Genomic DNA, 17,294 nt, shown 5'->3' on the forward strand with positions numbered 1-17,294 from the left:
TCTATGTGCAAATAAAATAATATTTTACAATTAATTAACGCGATAAGGCCTGCTCCAGATCGGCGATCAGGTCTTCGGCATCTTCGATTCCTACGGATAGGCGCAGCAGGTTGTCCACAACGCCGACTTTCTCGCGTGCTTCCTTCGGAATGGAACCGTGTGTCATGGTCGCGGGGTGATTGATCAGGGATTCCACACCGCCGAGCGATTCCGCCAGTGTGAACACCTTAAATCCTGACGCAATGCGGAATGTTTCGTTCAGGTCGGCTCCCTTTAATACAATGGATACCATCCCTCCGAAATCCTTCATCTGCTTCTTGGCTACGTCATGTCCCGGGTGATCCTCGAACCCTGGCCAATAGATCTTTTCGATCTTCGGATGGTTCTTCAGGTATTCCGCTACCTGACGGCCGTTTTCACAGTGTGCTTTCATGCGCAGATGCAGCGTCTTGATCCCGCGAAGGACAAGGAATGCGTCCTGAGGTCCTGGAGTACCGCCACAGGCGTTGTAATAAAACCACAACTGCTTGTAGAGTTCCTCATCATTTACGATCAATGCGCCCATAACCACATCGGAGTGTCCGCCCAAATATTTGGTAACCGAGTGCATCACGATATCAGCACCGAGGTCCAATGGATTCTGCAGGTACGGTGAAGCAAAGGTATTGTCCACAGCGTATAGGATCCCTTTTTCTTTCGCGATCTTGCCGATTGCGGCAATATCCGCCAGCTTCAGCGTTGGGTTGGTCGGTGTTTCTACCCAGATTAATTTTGTCTTATCGGAAATCGCATCGGCAACGGCCTGCGGATCGGAGGTATTGACAAACTTAAAGGTAATGCCCAATGGTTCATATACCTTGGTGAATATCCGGTAGGAACCGCCATAGAGGTCATCTCCCGTTACGACTTCGTCACCAGGCTGCAATAGGCGCAACACACAGTCCGTTGCCGCCATACCGCTGGCGAATGCCAAGCCGAACTTTCCGTTTTCGAGCGCTGCCAGGCAGTCCTCCAATGCTTTACGCGTCGGGTTGGTACCACGGGAGTATTCAAAGCCCTTGTGGTCTCCGGGAGCTTTCTGCTGATAGGTCGATGTCTGATATATGGGTGTCATCACGGCACCGGTCGTAGGATCTGCTTCCTGACCGGCATGGATAGCCTTGGTTGCAAACTTATAATTCATAGTATTCTAATTTTATCCGACTAAGTTATTAAAAATCTAATGGAGAAGGGTATTTAAAGGCATAATTAAACAGCGTCGCGAGCTTTTCCCCACGGACGATTTTCTGAAAACTATCCTGCGGTGTAAAGGCCGAAGGATAATCGTACATATACTTTTCTGCACTCTTCAGTATCACTTCCTTCTTTGAAGGATGTTCGGGTGCTACGACATTGTAATAGCCCACAGGAATATCTCCCGCAATAGCCAAGCTGAGCAGGGAAACCACATCGTCCAGGTGCACAAAGTTGGCTGGCTGGTCTCCGGTGGTCACCACCTTGTTCTCGAAATATTTACCAAAGATCCGCTTCTTTCCAAAGAGTCCACCCAAACGGAAGGTCAGGGTATAAGGTAAGCTCATCAACTGCTTTTCGGCAAGACGGAGCTTTGCATTCATGCGGTCCTCGTTGGCATAGGTTTCATCGAAAATACCATCCTCATCCGGATACACCCCTACCGAACTCAGGAAGATGTGCTTGCTATAATTGATGGCAGACAGCACATTGAATACGTGATAGAACCGATGCTTGATCTCGTCGATGGTCTGGCGCTGGGTTGCGGGAATGGAAGTCACCACTGCATCAAAAGTGATGTCAACGGGAAGATCCAAGTTCAGATCCGTATCAAAGTTATGGGTATAGGCAAAAATACCATCGCCGATCAGGCGATGGTATTTTTCTTGTGATGTGGTCGTTGCCCACACCTGCCAACCTTTTTTCAGATACTGTTGGGCAAGCTCCTCGCCGACCCAACCGCAACCTAAAATCAATAGGTTTTTCATATGTTGTGCTTAATAAGCTTTCGCAAATAATACGCGCTGCTTCGATGGCTTTCCGGTGAAGATACACACGCCTTCCTCTTCCTTCGCATCCAACGGTATACAACGGATGGTCGCTTTGGTCTCTTCCTTCACACGTTTCTCCGTTTCCACTGTGCCATCCCAATGTGCGGAAATAAAACCGCCCTTTTCTTCCAGCACCTTTTTGAATTCATCGTATGATTCCACTTCGGTGATGTGCTCTGTACGGAAATCGAGCGCTTTTTTAAAGATGTTCTGCTGAATTTCGTCCAGGAGTGCGGCAATGTGGTCAGGAAGACCCGCTTGCTGCACGGTTTCCTTGGTCTGCGTATCGCGACGCGCCAGCTCAACGGTTCCATTCTGCATATCTCGGGCTCCTATCGCTACGCGCAAAGGCACACCTTTCAATTCCCATTCTGCAAATTTAAATCCTGGACGTTGCGTATCGCGATCGTCGTATTTCACGCTGATATCCAGCTGCTTCAATGCAGCAGACAATTGGTGCACATACTGATCCAGGTTCGCTTTTTCCTCATCTGTTTTATAGATCGGAACAATGACCACTTGAATAGGAGCCAATTTCGGAGGCAATACCAAGCCCTGGTTATCCGAATGAGCCATGATCAAGGCGCCCATCAAACGGGTGGATACACCCCAGGATGTTGCCCAGACATAGTCTAGCTTTCCTTCTTTACTGGTGAACTTGACATCGAAAGCTTTGGCGAAGTTCTGTCCCAAGAAATGGGATGTTCCCGCCTGTAATGCTTTACCATCCTGCATCAGAGCTTCGATACAAAGGGTATCCAAGGCACCAGCAAAACGTTCGTTCTCAGTCTTTCTACCGCGCACAACCGGTACGGCTAATGTACCTTCGGCGAAATCGGCATAGACCTCCAGCATCTGTTGTGCTTCGGCAATGGCCTCTTCCTGTGTGGCGTGTGCCGTATGGCCTTCCTGCCAAAGGAATTCTGCTGTTCTCAGGAACAAGCGCGTTCGCATTTCCCAACGGACTACGTTCGCCCACTGATTCACCAAGATCGGAAGATCACGGTAAGACTCGATCCAGCCTCTGTAGGTATTCCAGATGATCGTCTCCGAAGTCGGACGGACGATCAGTTCTTCTTCTAGTTTTGCGTCCTCATCCACCACGATCTGTCCGTTCCCATCATTTTTTAGTCTGTAGTGGGTTACAACGGCACATTCCGTAGCGAAGCCTTCCACATGGGATGCTTCCTTGGAGAAGAAACTCTTGGGGATAAATAAGGGGAAATATGCGTTGGAGTGTCCTGTTTCCTTAAAACGCTTATCCAATATGGCTTGCATTCGCTCCCAGATGGCATAACCATATGGCTTAATCACCATACATCCTCTAACTGCGGAATATTCCGCAAGATCGGCTTTGATTACCAGATCATTGTACCATTGCGAATAATCCTCGCTACGGCTTGTTATCCCTTTACTCATCGATAAATAAAAATATAAAATTAACCAATACTATGGGGTTAATCAGGCATTTAGCCCCTATTTTCAAGCAATACAAAAAATTATTTGTAATTTTGATAGATCGATTAAACCCTGACTATATAGTCGGGTCTAAGATACAATAAATGACTGTAAAATCGAATAAAACTGTATAGGATCATGAAAAAGAACAAGATATTTTTGGGCGGGCTGGCACTCGTTTTCGCAGGTGTGCTGAGCTCCTGTTCGACCACAAGTCGGACAGTTTACCGGGACGATGTCTACAACAATCAAGACTCGCGTTCGGTATACCAAAGTCCTGATTACTACTACACTGATGGTGAAGGGGATCAATATGCGGAACAATCCGAATATTACGCTGATGAATATTCCGATGAGGAATATGCAGAAGGCGGCATGGAGCAGTTGGAATATGCAAACCGTATCAACCGTTTCTATTACAACAGCCCGGGTATGTCCTATTACGATCCTTGGTTTGACCCTTGGTATGGCTACTCAGGTTTCGGCTTGGGCTGGAGTTCAGGCTTTGGCTGGTCTCTTGGCATGGGCTGGGGATCACCTTGGTACGGCGGTTATGGCTGGGGTGGCGGTCCGTTTTACGGATTCCGTTACGGCTACGGCTGGGGATTCGGATGGGGATCACCTTGGTATGCAAATAACTACTGGGGACCAAGTTCATACTACAATTATTACGGACACCCGTATTACGGTGGCGGATATTATGGAGGAGGCTACTATGGCAACACAGGACGCTATGCATCCAACCGCAGCGAACGTTATAGAAACAGTTACAATTACGGCAGCGGCCGTTCTGCAATCAGCAGAGATGCAAGCGGTAGAATCTTAACTGGCCGTGCGGCAAGTAACCGCAGCACCAGCGTGCGTAACACTTCGAACAGAGGCAACGACAGAGGAACAGTGGGCAGAACACCTTCATCGAGATCACAAGGTACAGTAGGTTCAAGAACACCTTCAGACCGCTCGTCAATGGGTAGAACCCCATCCTCAAGATCGCAGGGAACTGTAGGTTCAAGAACACCGTCTTCACGATCACAAGGTAGCATGGGCAGAACTCCATCATCTAGATCACAGGGTACCATGAACCGTGTTCCTTCATCAAGAACCCCAAGTTCAAGATCACAAGGTACGATGCGTGAGACACCAACCAGATCATCTGCACCATCCACACGTTCTAGCGGTGGATTCAACAGAGGAAGCTCAAGCAGCGGCGGCGGATTCTCCAGCGGCGGAAGCAGCAGAGGTTCCAGCGGTGGCGGTGGCGGTTCTTCATCCGGAAGAAGCGGCAGACGTTAATAAAAATATACTATAGCCAATATGTTCATATTGGCTATATTTTTTCCTTTCTTACGATTATTATTGAATATTATATGAAAAGCAAATTACTTGTTCTCTCTTGCCTTGCCCTCAGTTTTGGCTATCAACAGACCAAAGCACAAACATTGACTGATAATGCGTTTACCATTTCCAGAGACCTGAACTCGGGTACTGCCCGTTTCAAAGCGATGGGGGGTGTCAATACCGCTTTGGGTGGAGATATCAGCTCAATTTCCGGAAATCCGGCAGGGCTCGGTTTCTACGGACAATCCGATGTATCGGTGACAGTAGGTTACTTCAACAGTCAGAACAAAGCTGAATATTTCGGTAATTCCACGACCATGAACAATGGCAAATTCGGCATTGAGAATGCAGGTGTGGTAATCCACTACCCTACCTATAACAATACGGATTTTGGCTGGAAGAACTTTAATTTTGGGATCAGCTTGGATCGTCAGAACAACTTCAACGATTACCTGAAATATTCAGGCACCAATACGGAAAGCACCATTCTTCATGAGTTTACGGAACTTATGGAAGCGACACCATCTTTCGGCAGCGAATTTATGGGGTCATACTTGGTTGACAGGAAACTGGGTGAAAATGGCTATTACTTCCCTACCGTCCTGGAGGCGGATCCAAAAAACCAGCAATATGAAAATGAGATCACAGGACAAAAATACCAGACTTCGATTTCCTTTGGCGCGAACTACAGCAACAAGTTTTATATCGGTGCCAAAGTAGGGATTGTATCATTGAATTACGATTCCAAGAAAACAAACTTTGAAAAGGGATGGACAAAGACAGCTGAAGAAATCCGCCGAGAAAATCCACAGTCCAATTTCGGAAAACCCGGAACAGTGGAAAATGGCTATACCGACCTGAGTTATGACCTAACGGACATTCGCGATGTAAAAATTAAGGGCGTCGGCGCGAATTTTGGTATCGGTATGTTCTTTAAGCCAACTTGGGATTGGAACATCGGTGTAAACATCACCTCGCCTACCTGGACAGAGGTACAGGAAGAAGCCTATATCGAGACGATAGTTGATTACTACCGCACCGAGAACAGCAGCGAGACGGTGAAACCGGGCTATGGATCTCCTGTAGAAAACCCCGTATATGACTATGCGATCGTAACGCCATGGAAAACGTCCGTAGGGTTTACGAAATTTTTTGGACGCGGATTGCTATCTGCGGATGTGGAATATGTAAACTACCAATCCATAAAGTATAGAGAAACGGTTCAGGATCCGGATTACAACTTCGAAAACTCTGAAAACTATAAAATTGAAGATACCTATAAGGGTGCTTTCAACCTAAATGTGGGTGGTGAGGTCCTTATTACGGATAGATTGGCCGCACGTGCCGGTTTCCGACTACTTTCCTCTCCATATAAAGGCAGTGAAACATCGGATTATATTTACAGTGCAGGATTGGGTTATGTGATCAGCAAATCATTCTATGTGGATTTGACAGGCATGATGTACAAATCGCTAAGCTTCCAACACAATCCATATTGGATTGAAAACAATCAGATTCCATTGCCTACGGCAAACGTAAAGAATACCATGAGCAATGCTGTATTGACCATTGGTGCTAAATTCTAAATAGCAAACAACAACACACAACAAAGCCCTTTGACTATCGTCCAAAGGGCTTTGCTGTTTTATAGCTGTAGGCTATGCCTTGCGTTCGGATATTTTACGAACAAAGAGATTGTAGTTTTCATGCTTCTCCACGTAGACTTCTTCGCCCACATCAATATAGCTATCCAACGCCACCGCATCGTACCATACATTATCGATTTCTATTTTCCCGCCCGGTCTGAGGACAGTTTTTGTTATCCCCACCTTATTGATGAGGTTGGGTTTGGACACCGAAGAGGTATACCCTTCTTTTGCCTGTTGCTCATCCTGCAGCACCAATCGCTTGAATGCTGAAGATTCGAGGATGTTCCGCCCAAAGATAACGGCGAGGATAATGGTCAGCACCATTGCCCCGATCACGATGATAAATGAATTCATTAATAATCCAGGTTGTGTAAGTTTAAAATCAAAATAGTCGTTTGCGACCATGGAAAATGCCAATCCGCACAGGATAAGGATAATGCCTCCGATTCCGGCCACGCCGAATCCGGGGATCACAAAAATTTCGAGGGCGACCAATATAACGCCGAGCACAAAGATGGCAATTTCCCAATTCTCCGCCAATCCCTGCAGGTATAATGGCGCAAAGAATAGGGCAGCACAGACCAGCGCGACCACTAGGGCAAAACCGATACCTGGTGTTTGCAGTTCAAAATAGATACCGCCAATGATACCCATGATCAATAGGCCACTCACCAATGGGTTTACCAACAGCGCAATAAAATGATCCACCCAGGTCAGTTGGTGTTCAGTAACCTCCGGTTTGGTGATATTGAGATCGGAGTAGATGTCCACTTCCGACTTAATTGACTTCTTTGCCAAACCTGCATTGACAGCTTCTGTGGCAGTTAACGTCAGGAGTTTACCATCCTCCTTTAAGGAAGGGATAGATATCGAAGGATCCACAAAGGCTTCTGCCATTTTGGGATCTCGTCCGCGTGCTTCTGCCGTTGCGCGCATCAACCCACGCATATAGGATTGATATTTCTCGGGCAGCACCTCCCCTTGTTGGTTCACAACGGAAGCAGCGCCCAAACTGGCGCCGGTGTGCATGTAAATGTAATCCGCTGCTAATGAAATCAATGCACCCGCAGAGGCGGCATTATTATTTACAAAGACAATAGATTTAAAGGGATTGTCGTTTAATAGGCTAGAACGAATAGAATCTGCGAAATTTAGAGCCCCTCCGTACGTATTAAGATCGATCAGTAAGTATTCCGCATTATTCGCTTTGGCTTGCTTGATGGCATTTTTCATGGTGCGCCAAGCATTCGGGCCAATGTCCTCCTTCAGGTCAACTGTGTACACCCTTTGGGCAGACACATGCTGGCACGTTAGCAGGATGAAGGCGACAATACCTAAAATGTATTTCGTAAATTTGTTCATAAGCATATATTTTTCCGCTTAAAATGCAGGATATCGGATGACTAAATATACAATTAAAAAAGTTTTCGAAAAAGCGTTCCCAACGAATATCTGGAAAATAGAAATCGACACGCTACAATCGCTCATCGCTGTGGAGACACGCGATCAGGAAAGTACGGTTGCTTCCTTTCTGGCGTTTGACTTCGCGGGGAGTTGCCTGATGTCCCCCTGCAAAGCGGATGGCAAGGAATGGACCTTGGACAGTGTACAGGATGGACACCTGGTCCTGAAACGCATCGGTGAGCATACCCCGATCCAGGAAGGCATACAGATTATCCGCATACGCGATAACGAAGTTGTCTTCAACAGCTATGAATTCGTCCTCCTGGATGTCTACCACGGCTTTGTGCATGCTCGGCACCGCAGCATTTCTTCCGGGGAAAGCATTGTCGTGAACCTGGTCACCGGAACCTATGCCCCCGCATCGGATCAGCAATTCGACTATGCACCAAATAAGCTTCAGTACCCTATCCCCTACCCAAAGCAGCCTAAATTTCTTCAGGACGAAGGATTGACCGGCCCGCTATGGCTCAGCAAATGTGGAGAAAACTACCTCTGGTGCTATCACCAAGAACACAATGGCCAGTTTGACCTGATTTTATCGACAAGCGATTTAAACCAGTTATTGGATAGACAGGTCATATTACAGCAGATGGACAAAATGATCCCGCAACCGTACTTCCAAATCGGTAACCAGATCTTTTTTATGTCCTTTAACAAACAAGAAATTGTATCATATTTAGTATAATTGCAAGCGATGATTAAAAAACGATTATTCTTAAAGTCGACAAAAAAGACTTTTATCATATTTTCTGCTGCCTTTCTATTGGCAGGAGTTTCCCTAGTGCAAGCCCAAACAAATACCGCAAGTCAGAAAACAACCGTCGTGAATGGGAAGACGGTCATCTTACATACCGTTTCCGCAAAAGACACCTATTACCAGCTGAGCAGGATCTATGGGGTACCTGTAAAGGACATTATGGCGGCGAACAACAAGAAGAACTTACGCGTTGGTGACTCGGTACATATCCCTTCTGCAGCTGCAGCGGCCAATACGAACAGTAAGCCCGAAAAACCAGTAGCCACAGTGGATACTTCCAAGGAAACAAAAAGCTTAGGCACTCCAACAAACGAAACCATAAACGCAAAGATATTAACGGAGTATAAGGTCGGTCCCAACGAGACCCTTTATTCGATTGCCCGTCGGTTTGCCACTTCAGTGGACAACATCAAGAAATTGAATAGCCTTGCATCCGATTCCGTTCGTGAGGGTCAAACGCTGAAAATTCCGGATGGTGCCGTTACGGTCATCAAACAGGAAACAGCCCCTGCATCCATTAACATCCCGGTTCCGGACAACATCAGTAAAGAGGAGATCGAGTTCGAGACCAATCGGTATGGCATCCGCGAGAAAAAGGAAAAAGGGATCGGCATCTGGATGGATAACCTGGAAAGCAACGGCAGAAGCAACCTGGCACTGCACAGGACAGCCCCAGTGGGTACAATTCTAAAAATTACGAACCCATTGACAAAAAGTGTTACCTTTGCGAAAGTTGTAGGGAAATTCTCCGATACTGCCGATAGCAGGGACGCTATTGTAATCCTGTCCAAATCAGCAGCATCCTATATTGGAGCCCTTGATAAGCGATTCTTAATTGAGATTACCTACGGCGCCCCAACAAATTAGTGCATCTGTATACATGGACAAACCGTATGTAATTGGAATTGCTGGCAGCAGTGGTTCAGGTAAGACTTTCTTCTTAAAAAGCTTTTTAAACCATTTCTCGGAAGATGAGGTTACCCTCATTTCTCAGGATGATTATTATATCCCCGCCAATACGAAAACGAGGGAAGAGAACAGATTGTACAATTTTGACCTGCCTACGGCGATCAACCGGGAGCTGTTCTATGCGCATATTAAGGATCTTTTCGACGGAAAGACTGTTTTTAAGGAGGAATATACCTTCAACAACCCGAATATTACCCCAAAAATGTTGCAGATCAATCCTGCACCGATCTTGGTTGTCGAAGGTCTCTTTATCTTCCACTACGAAGAGGTGAATCAATTGTTGGATTACCGGATTTTCTTGGATGCGGATGAGCCGATTGCCTTGGAGCGGCGCCTTCGTCGCGACCTGATCGAACGTGGCTACGACCACGATGATGTGATGTACAAATGGACCAACCATGTTGTCCCGTCCTACAATGAATACCTTCTTCCCTACCGTGAGCAGTGCAATTTGGTGATCAGGAACAATGTGGATGATCCACAGGTCATTCAGGATTTCACCAACACCATCGCGGTCGATCTCAGAAAAAGAATCGGTTAATTATTTTTAATTAATCTAAATAGTTATCTTTGCAGCATGTTCGATTCGATGATCAGGTTAAACGTGCTAGAGAATAATCCTTTTGATGACCAAAAGGTTACCTCTGCTTTTCGTACGGATGGCGACCAGACCTTCAAAAAATGCTGCAAAAAGTATAAAAAGGGAAAACGCTGCAAGAAGTGTCCAGGAAGATTGGACTAAGGATTCCTCATTATACAGGGATTCTGTTTAATCTTCCTCAATAAAATCAAGATCCTTATCAAAACTTTCCTTTAGTTGGGTCAGTGCAAATACTGCAATCAAGGTCAGCAATACGACCATAACCAATGCCGCCCACAATATCCCCATTTCATTCACCAATACCCCATAGAGCAAAGTGGAGGGAATCAGTGCCCCCCGAACAAAATTTGGCGCCGTCGTGGTTACTGTCCCACGGATATTTGTCCCGAATTGCTCGGCAGCAATCGTAATGAAAGTTGCCCAATAGCCCACCCCTAGCCCCATTAAAAATGCCAGCCAAAGGAATTCAACTTCCGTTATGCCCTGACGGGTGAGGTAGATGCAGGAAAACAGCAGGATCAGCAATTGGTAGACCAAAACAACTTTTTTGCGGGATCTAAAAATCTGTGCCATCCATCCTGCCAAGAAGTCTCCCAATGAGATACCCAGATAAGTGAACATCACCCCCTTTCCGGCGCTGAGCACCGTTTCGGCATGCAACGCTTTTCCGATTTCCGGAGCCTGCGTCACCAGTACGCCTACCACAAACCAAATGGGAAGACCGATGCAGAGGCAATAGAGGTATCGCTTGAACCGTTCTCGGTTGTTGAAGAGCATCATGATATTCCCTTTCTGAACGCGCTTGGTATCCAAGCTCTGGAACATCCCCGATTCCAACACCCCCACCCGCATAAAGAGCAGCAGGATGCCCATACCACCACCAACGAAATAGGCAGTTCGCCAGGAAAACCACTCCGAAATGAAATAGGCAAGAATAGCGCCCAACACCCCAACTCCGGCGACGATCATGGTCCCGTAGCCTCGCTTCTTGCGGTGCATCGATTCGCTCACCAGTGTGATACCTGCACCAAGCTCCCCCGCCAGACCGATGCCTGCAATAAACCGGATGATACCGTAACTCGACACGTCCTGTACAAAGCCATTGGCGATATTCGCCAGGGAATAGAGCAATATCGAACCGAACAGCACCCGCAACCGGCCGTATTTATCCGCCAGTATTCCCCAGATGATACCGCCGAGGAGCAGTCCACCCATCTGCATATTCAACACATATTCCCCTTCGCTGCGCATGAGTGCTTCGGGAACACCGATATCGGTGAAAGATTGGATCCGGACGATGGAGAAGATAATGAGGTCATAGATATCCACGAAATAGCCGAGTGCGGCAACGAAGATCAGGACCCAGAGGTTCTTGTTTGGTTTATCTGAAGTCATCGGTTAGTAATATCCCCTGAATATAGTGTAGTTTCTCTTTTATTACAAGTGATTAAATAGATTTTCTTGGAAATTAACCGTACTTTTACGGCCATGAAAGTATCGCCAAATACTTTAAAATGGGGCTTACGGCTATACCCACCCTTATTTTTCCAACGCATCTGGGTGCGTCGGATTATGGATGGTTTCCTGGGTGCCGATGTCAAGATCAACAAGAGCTTGATGAACATCAATTCCAACAAAACCATCTTTGGAGGTACCATTTTTTCGGCAATCGATCCCTTCTACCCGATCCTATTGGATCAATACTTCAAGCATCAGGGCATTTCGCGCACTGTTGCCTGGCTGAAGACCGCCCATATCGACTACATCAAGCCCGGTAAGTACGACTTGGAGGTCAGCATCCGCCTGAACAACCAGATCTTGGAGGAAACCCTGAAGACCATAAAAAAAGAAGGCAAAGTCGTGCGAACTTTCCAAACGCAAGTGTTCGATAAACATGGGACGCTGTGTGCAGTGGCACATAACGAGGTGTACATTCGCGACCTGGACTTTGACTTTGCACAATTAAATCCCGACCCAACACCGGCAGCGGTGAAGGCGAATAATGAATAAAAACATAGTATCATGAGAAAATTAATCCTTTTCGGATCTGTATGCAGCTTGGCGTTTGCCTCCTGCCAAAACCCACAGGTACACAACAATGACCAAAAGCTGGCTGAACAGGCCATCGCTATCCATGATGAAATCATGCCGCAGATGCCTCATCTGGACAAAATAGAATTGAAATTGGATACAATCCTGAACGACCTTGCCGGCTATAAAGCCGCAAATCCGGCGTTGGATACCGCAAAAACTAGAGTTGAGCTCAGCGCTTTACGCGATAGCGTGACGGCTGCGACCAACAACATGAACGACTGGATGATGAACTTCGAGCCTGAAAATGAAAACGAAGATTACCAGAAAAAGCAAGTAGAGCACGTAACAGCCATGAAAGCACAGTTTGAACGCGTTCATGAGCAGATCAAGAATTCCCATTTGGAAAACTATAAAAAATAATGTCCATGAAAAAGATACTCCTAATGGGCCTATCCGCATGTATGGCAGCATCCCTTTTCTTTTCCTGCAGTTCCTCGGACCGCAAGCTCCCCATCTATGGCGAGCGCACGCCCGTTGAAAAGGAAGTCGACGGAAAGCAAGTGGTGGATACCATTTACCACACTATCCCTGACTTCAGTTTCCTGAACCAGGACAGTGTGCAATTGACCCAGGATTTCTTTAAGGGTAAAATCTATGTCGCCAACTTTTTCTTTACGCATTGTCCGAGCATCTGCCCGACCATGCAGAGAAATCTCCTGAAGGCTTATGAAAAGTACAAAGGAAACGAGAAGATTGCTTTCCTTTCGCACAGTATTGACTTCAAATATGACAGCCCATCCATCCTGAAGGATTACGCCACGAAACTTGGCGTTACGAATGACCAATGGCAGTTCGTGACGGGTTCCAAGGCAGCAATCTATGGGATATCCGATAAATATATGGTATTTACCAAGGAAGATCCGAATGCTCCAGGAGGCTATGATCACCAAGGATATTTGGTTATCATTGACCCTGACCGCAGGATCCGTGGTGCTTACGATGGAACGGATGATGAACAGGTCAGCAAGCTATTGGAAGACCTGGATGTGATATTAGCGGAATATAAATAATGAAAATTAGGATTTTCCTTGCGGCACTCCTGGCCATCGGCCTGCTTTACGGTCTGTTTTCCTGTACCGGTGATCTCAGCGTGGAAACCATGCAGTATGCCACCAATGGGCAGAAGGTGTATGTGAAGCATTGCCAGAATTGCCACGGTGCAAATGGCGAAGGTCTTGGTGCCCTATACCCGCCTTTGACGGATAAGCAATACCTGCAAGAAAATAGAGAACAGTTGGCCTGTATCGTCAAGCATGGAATGTCTGGACCGATCCAGGTGAACGGTAAAACCTTTGACCAACAGATGCCGGGCGTACCTTCCCTTCCATCGCTGGATATCGCCTACGTACTGACCTATGTCACCACTTATTTCGGTGACAGCAAAACACATTTCACAAAAGAGGAAATCGAAGAGTTCCTGAGAAATTGTAAATAGAAAAAATATATTCTAAATAAAAGACGTCATGCACAAGAAAACTCAGCGCATGGCGTCTTTTTTTATGCATGCTGAAATTCGACCTGATCAATCATTGATCCTGTACGCAATCATGATGAAATTGAAGTGCTATGAATGAAGGAGTTATGGTCTTTCTGTAAAAAGATAAAGGTTTTCAAACGGGGAGAATGAAAACCTTTAATAACCAATTATAAACCTAAATTATGATACTACAAAGGTAAGTGTAAAACATACACCCGTCAAGAGTAAACCTAAGATTTAACAATTTGTTAACATTGACTTTAAAAACGCCCCTTATATAACGATTAAGTGACAAAATGAGTTAAAAATAATCCCTACCTTTGCTACCGAATGAACATTCAATTGACAGATAAAAAGGTACAAATCTTCCACAGTACACTGAAGCTCATTAACATCCATGGGTTTCATGGTTCACCGATGAGTAAGATTGCCAAGGATGCTGATGTAGCCGTCGGCTCCATCTACCACTATTTTCCCTCGAAAGAGGATTTAATTATCGAATTATACTGGTATTGTAAAGAAATACTCAATAAAGAGGTTTTTTCTACAGTTGATAATACCTTGCCTTATGAAGCGCAGTTCAAAATGATCTGGAAGAATTTAATCCAGTATTATACGAAGAACACCGATCACTTCAGTTTCTTGGAGCAATTCTATGGTTCGCCATTTTACGAGGGAATCCGAACCAATGTGTTCAAACAGAAAACGGAGCGTAATGTGCTTGTGAGTTTTCTTCAGGAAGGCATCAAGGACAAACAATTGAAAGACTTAAATGTTCGATTATTGATTTCCGCCTATTTAGGCGTCGCAATCTCCTTAGTACGAGGCTGTTTGTACGAAAAGACAAAACCACAGGAAGATGAGTTGAACACCATGGTTGACATTATTTGGAACGGGGTTAAATTATAACATATATGAATTTTAGATTTAAGGAATTAGTACTTAGCGTATCCCTTACAGCACTCACTGTAGGATCAGCTTTTTCCCAGACCGGGAGTGGTCTTAGCAGTGAAGCGACATTGGATGATCTCATCAATTATGCACTTTCCAATCAGATCGAAGTAAAGCAGGCGCAGCTGGACCGGGAAATCGGTGAGCGCGAGATCGCTTCTGCACTATCCGGATGGTTTCCGCAGATCAATGCCAATGGAAGCATGACACATTTTATGCAGTTGCCGACAGCCAATGTCAACGGACAGAACATCGCCATGGGGCAGAGAAATACCGCAGCACTTACCTTTCAGGCCGATCAAGCCATCATTAACCCAGGCTTGTTCCAAGCATCACGCGCAGCAAAATATATCCGTCAGCAAAATGACCTCAATTTGGAAAGCAGCCGCATCAATACCGTTGTGGATGTGTCCAAAGCATATTACGATATCCTGACCAGTGAAGAACAGATCAATATTATCCAAGAGAATATCGCTCGCCTGAACAGGCAGTATACAGAAGCCAACGCGCGCTATGAAACAGGCCTCGTGGATAAGACCGACTACAAACGGGCACAGATCTCCCTGAACAATGCCAACGCGGAACTGAAGACCGCAATGGAGTTCAGAAAATATAAATATGATTTTCTAAAAACCCTTTTGGGTATGAACCCGTCGGCTGCTATCAGCCTTTCTTTTGCTAACCAAGACATGGAATCCAATGTATTGATGGACACGACAGAAGTGGTGAATATGGCGAATCGCGTGGAGTTCCAACAATTGCAGACGCTGAAAGATATTCAGGAATTGAATACCCAGTACCAAAGATGGCAATTTTTACCACGCTTGGGCGCTTTCGCCAATTACGGACTGAATTACCGCAACAATAACTTCGGGGATATGTTCGGGAACAACTTCCCACAATCCAGCGTTGGGCTGAGCCTCTCCTTCCCTATCTTTCAAGGGGGCAAGCGTATCCAGGAAATCCGCAAGTCGGAACTGCAGGAGTCACGTATCGACCTGGACATCGTAAACCTGGAGAACCAGATCGGAGCAGAATACTCCGCAGCCATGGCCAACTACCGCTCCAACATCAACGAATGGCGGAATGCAAAGGAGAACGTAGAGCTTTCCGAAGAGGTGTACAACACCATCAAGCTGCAATATGATGCAGGCGTAAAAACCTATTTGGAATTAATGACCGCAGAAACGGATCTCAAAACCAGTCAATTGAATTACCTGAATTCGTTATATGCGGTTCTGGCCAGCAAACTGGATATCCAAAAAGCATTGGGAACGGTAAATACTAGAGATTAACAACAACCTCAACATACACATCAAGAAACACGAAAACATGAATACGAATCGTTTATTTTCAACCATACTATTAGGTTCAGGATTATTCCTTACGGCATGTGGCAATAAGGATGCTAAACAACAGGGTGCGGCAAATATGCAGGCCCAAGCAATGCCTGTAACCATGGCGTCCGTAACCCAAGAGGTTGTTTCCGGACAGCGCGCCTACCCGGCAAATGTTGTTCCCCTACAAGAAACTGAAATCAGAGCTGAGGTTTCTGGTTATATCAATAAGATCTATGTTACGGATGGAGCCTTTGTGAGCAAGGGCCAGAAACTATACGAGATCGACCGCGTTCGCTATGCTGCAGCAGTGGATCAGGCACGTGCTAACGTGGAAATCGCTAAGGCCAACCTGGCGCGCGTAGAGAAAGACTTGCAGCGCTATCAGACCCTAGCGGATAAGGATGCGATCGCAAAACAGACATTGGACTATGCCTACACGGATGTTAACAACCAAAAGGCACAGGTCCAAGCTGCAGAGGCGGCACTGACCACGGCTCGCCTCAACCTGAACCGTTCGGTGATTACAGCACCGTTCTCCGGTAATGTCGGCATTTCGCAGGTGCGTACCGGAGCATTGGTATCCGCAGGTACAACCCTATTGAACACCATCAGTTCCACCAACCCGATTGCCGTGGAATTCCAGATCAACGAAAAGGAAATCCTGGAATTCAGCAACCTGCAGACGGGCAAATCATCCACGGAGATCAACCTGACCCTTCCAGATGCCAGCACCTATGCTACTCAGGGTCGTATATCCACGATTGACCGTGCGGTAGATCCACAAACAGGAACATTGAAGGTCCGCGCAACATTCGATAACCCGAACAACACCCTACGTGCAGGGATGAACCTGACCCTGAATGTGGTGAGCACATCCAAAGAAGAAGCCTTGGTGATCCCTTACCGTGCTATTTTCGAGCAGTTGGGTACATTCTCGGTATACACCGTTACGGACAGCAGCACTGCGGAGTTAAAACCTGTTACATTGGGCCAAAAGCTGGGTGACAGAGTGGTTATCTCGACCGGCCTAAATCCTGGGGATAAGATTGTTGTCGATGGTGTGACAGCCATTAAACCAGGCGCAAAGGTAGTGGATAAAGCCACCATGAATCAACAGAAACAATAAGTGCTAT

The 17,294-nt window shown here is 46.2% G+C and carries 17 protein-coding genes; 12 read left to right on the plus strand and 5 right to left on the minus strand.

The features are described from left to right. Nucleotides 1-34: 34 nt before the first annotated feature. The 3 genes from G6N79_RS16380 to proS are packed head-to-tail and all read right to left on the minus strand — an operon-like array spanning nucleotide 35 to nucleotide 3,482. Nucleotides 35-1,183, minus strand: a complete 1,149-nt coding sequence (locus G6N79_RS16380) for a cystathionine gamma-synthase (RefSeq protein WP_103905686.1) — start codon at nucleotides 1,181-1,183, stop codon at nucleotides 35-37. Nucleotides 1,184-1,211: 28 nt separating this feature from the next. Further along, nucleotides 1,212-2,000 carry an NAD-dependent epimerase/dehydratase family protein gene (locus G6N79_RS16385; protein ID WP_103905687.1) on the minus strand — a complete coding sequence of 263 codons (789 nt, stop codon included), beginning with the start codon at nucleotides 1,998-2,000 and terminating at the stop codon, nucleotides 1,212-1,214. Nucleotides 2,001-2,009: 9 nt separating this feature from the next. Continuing rightward, the gene (gene proS, locus G6N79_RS16390; protein WP_103905688.1) at nucleotides 2,010-3,482 is read right to left on the minus strand and encodes a proline--tRNA ligase; all 1,473 of its coding nucleotides are present in this window, start codon (nucleotides 3,480-3,482) and stop codon (nucleotides 2,010-2,012) included. A 177-nt stretch (nucleotides 3,483-3,659) separates the two neighbouring features. Here proS and G6N79_RS17655 point away from each other — a divergent pair, with 177 nt between their 5' ends. Both G6N79_RS17655 and G6N79_RS16400 read left to right on the plus strand, forming a co-directional pair. Beyond that, on the plus strand, nucleotides 3,660-4,814 hold the full coding sequence (locus G6N79_RS17655; RefSeq protein ID WP_103905689.1) for an outer membrane protein assembly factor BamD: 1,155 nt from the start codon (nucleotides 3,660-3,662) through the stop codon (nucleotides 4,812-4,814). Between the two features lie 74 nt (nucleotides 4,815-4,888). Then, nucleotides 4,889-6,445, plus strand: coding sequence for an OmpP1/FadL family transporter (locus tag G6N79_RS16400; RefSeq protein ID WP_103905690.1), 1,557 nt, complete (start codon nucleotides 4,889-4,891; stop codon nucleotides 6,443-6,445). Between the two features lie 72 nt (nucleotides 6,446-6,517). On the opposite strand, the gene G6N79_RS16405 is transcribed toward G6N79_RS16400, so the two are convergent. Beyond that, a complete protein-coding gene (locus tag G6N79_RS16405; RefSeq protein WP_103905691.1) occupies nucleotides 6,518-7,870 on the minus strand; it encodes an NfeD family protein in 1,353 nt (450 codons plus the stop codon). A gap of 37 nt (nucleotides 7,871-7,907) precedes the next feature. Between G6N79_RS16405 and G6N79_RS16410 the strand changes: the two genes are divergently transcribed. The 3 genes from G6N79_RS16410 to G6N79_RS16420 are packed head-to-tail and all read left to right on the plus strand — an operon-like array spanning nucleotide 7,908 to nucleotide 10,239. Then, nucleotides 7,908-8,657 carry a hypothetical protein gene (locus G6N79_RS16410; RefSeq protein WP_103905692.1) on the plus strand — a complete coding sequence of 250 codons (750 nt, stop codon included), beginning with the start codon at nucleotides 7,908-7,910 and terminating at the stop codon, nucleotides 8,655-8,657. A gap of 9 nt (nucleotides 8,658-8,666) precedes the next feature. Then, entirely contained in the window at nucleotides 8,667-9,596 is a 930-nt protein-coding gene (locus tag G6N79_RS16415; RefSeq protein ID WP_103905693.1) for a DPBB and LysM peptidoglycan-binding domain-containing protein, read from the plus strand. 13 nt (nucleotides 9,597-9,609) lie between these two features. Beyond that, nucleotides 9,610-10,239, plus strand: coding sequence for a uridine kinase family protein (locus tag G6N79_RS16420; RefSeq protein WP_103905694.1), 630 nt, complete (start codon nucleotides 9,610-9,612; stop codon nucleotides 10,237-10,239). Between the two features lie 228 nt (nucleotides 10,240-10,467). Here the strand turns inward: G6N79_RS16420 and G6N79_RS16425 are convergent, their stop codons facing one another. Further along, entirely contained in the window at nucleotides 10,468-11,694 is a 1,227-nt protein-coding gene (locus G6N79_RS16425) for an MFS transporter (RefSeq protein WP_103905695.1), read from the minus strand. A 66-nt stretch (nucleotides 11,695-11,760) separates the two neighbouring features. Here G6N79_RS16425 and G6N79_RS16430 point away from each other — a divergent pair, with 66 nt between their 5' ends. The 7 genes from G6N79_RS16430 (at nucleotide 11,761) to G6N79_RS16460 (ending at nucleotide 17,287) form a co-directional block, all read left to right on the plus strand. Then, nucleotides 11,761-12,309, plus strand: coding sequence for a hotdog family protein (locus G6N79_RS16430; RefSeq protein ID WP_234993170.1), 549 nt, complete (start codon nucleotides 11,761-11,763; stop codon nucleotides 12,307-12,309). Between the two features lie 12 nt (nucleotides 12,310-12,321). Next, a complete protein-coding gene (locus G6N79_RS16435) occupies nucleotides 12,322-12,753 on the plus strand; it encodes a transposase (RefSeq protein ID WP_146060591.1) in 432 nt (143 codons plus the stop codon). A gap of 5 nt (nucleotides 12,754-12,758) precedes the next feature. Further along, entirely contained in the window at nucleotides 12,759-13,403 is a 645-nt protein-coding gene (locus tag G6N79_RS16440; RefSeq protein ID WP_103905916.1) for an SCO family protein, read from the plus strand. After that, the gene (locus G6N79_RS16445) at nucleotides 13,403-13,828 is read left to right on the plus strand and encodes a c-type cytochrome (protein WP_103905698.1); all 426 of its coding nucleotides are present in this window, start codon (nucleotides 13,403-13,405) and stop codon (nucleotides 13,826-13,828) included. The genes G6N79_RS16440 and G6N79_RS16445 overlap by 1 nt, the downstream gene beginning before the upstream one ends. Nucleotides 13,829-14,200: 372 nt before the next feature. Further along, on the plus strand, nucleotides 14,201-14,779 hold the full coding sequence (locus G6N79_RS16450; RefSeq protein WP_103905699.1) for a TetR/AcrR family transcriptional regulator: 579 nt from the start codon (nucleotides 14,201-14,203) through the stop codon (nucleotides 14,777-14,779). A 5-nt stretch (nucleotides 14,780-14,784) separates the two neighbouring features. Next, nucleotides 14,785-16,116, plus strand: coding sequence for a TolC family protein (locus G6N79_RS16455; protein ID WP_103905700.1), 1,332 nt, complete (start codon nucleotides 14,785-14,787; stop codon nucleotides 16,114-16,116). A gap of 37 nt (nucleotides 16,117-16,153) precedes the next feature. Next, nucleotides 16,154-17,287, plus strand: a complete 1,134-nt coding sequence (locus tag G6N79_RS16460; protein WP_103905701.1) for an efflux RND transporter periplasmic adaptor subunit — start codon at nucleotides 16,154-16,156, stop codon at nucleotides 17,285-17,287. Nucleotides 17,288-17,294 lie beyond the last annotated feature (7 nt).

The sequence above is a fragment of the Sphingobacterium lactis genome, assembly GCF_011046555.1.
In the GTDB taxonomy this organism is placed as follows: Bacteria; Bacteroidota; Bacteroidia; order Sphingobacteriales; family Sphingobacteriaceae; genus Sphingobacterium; species Sphingobacterium lactis.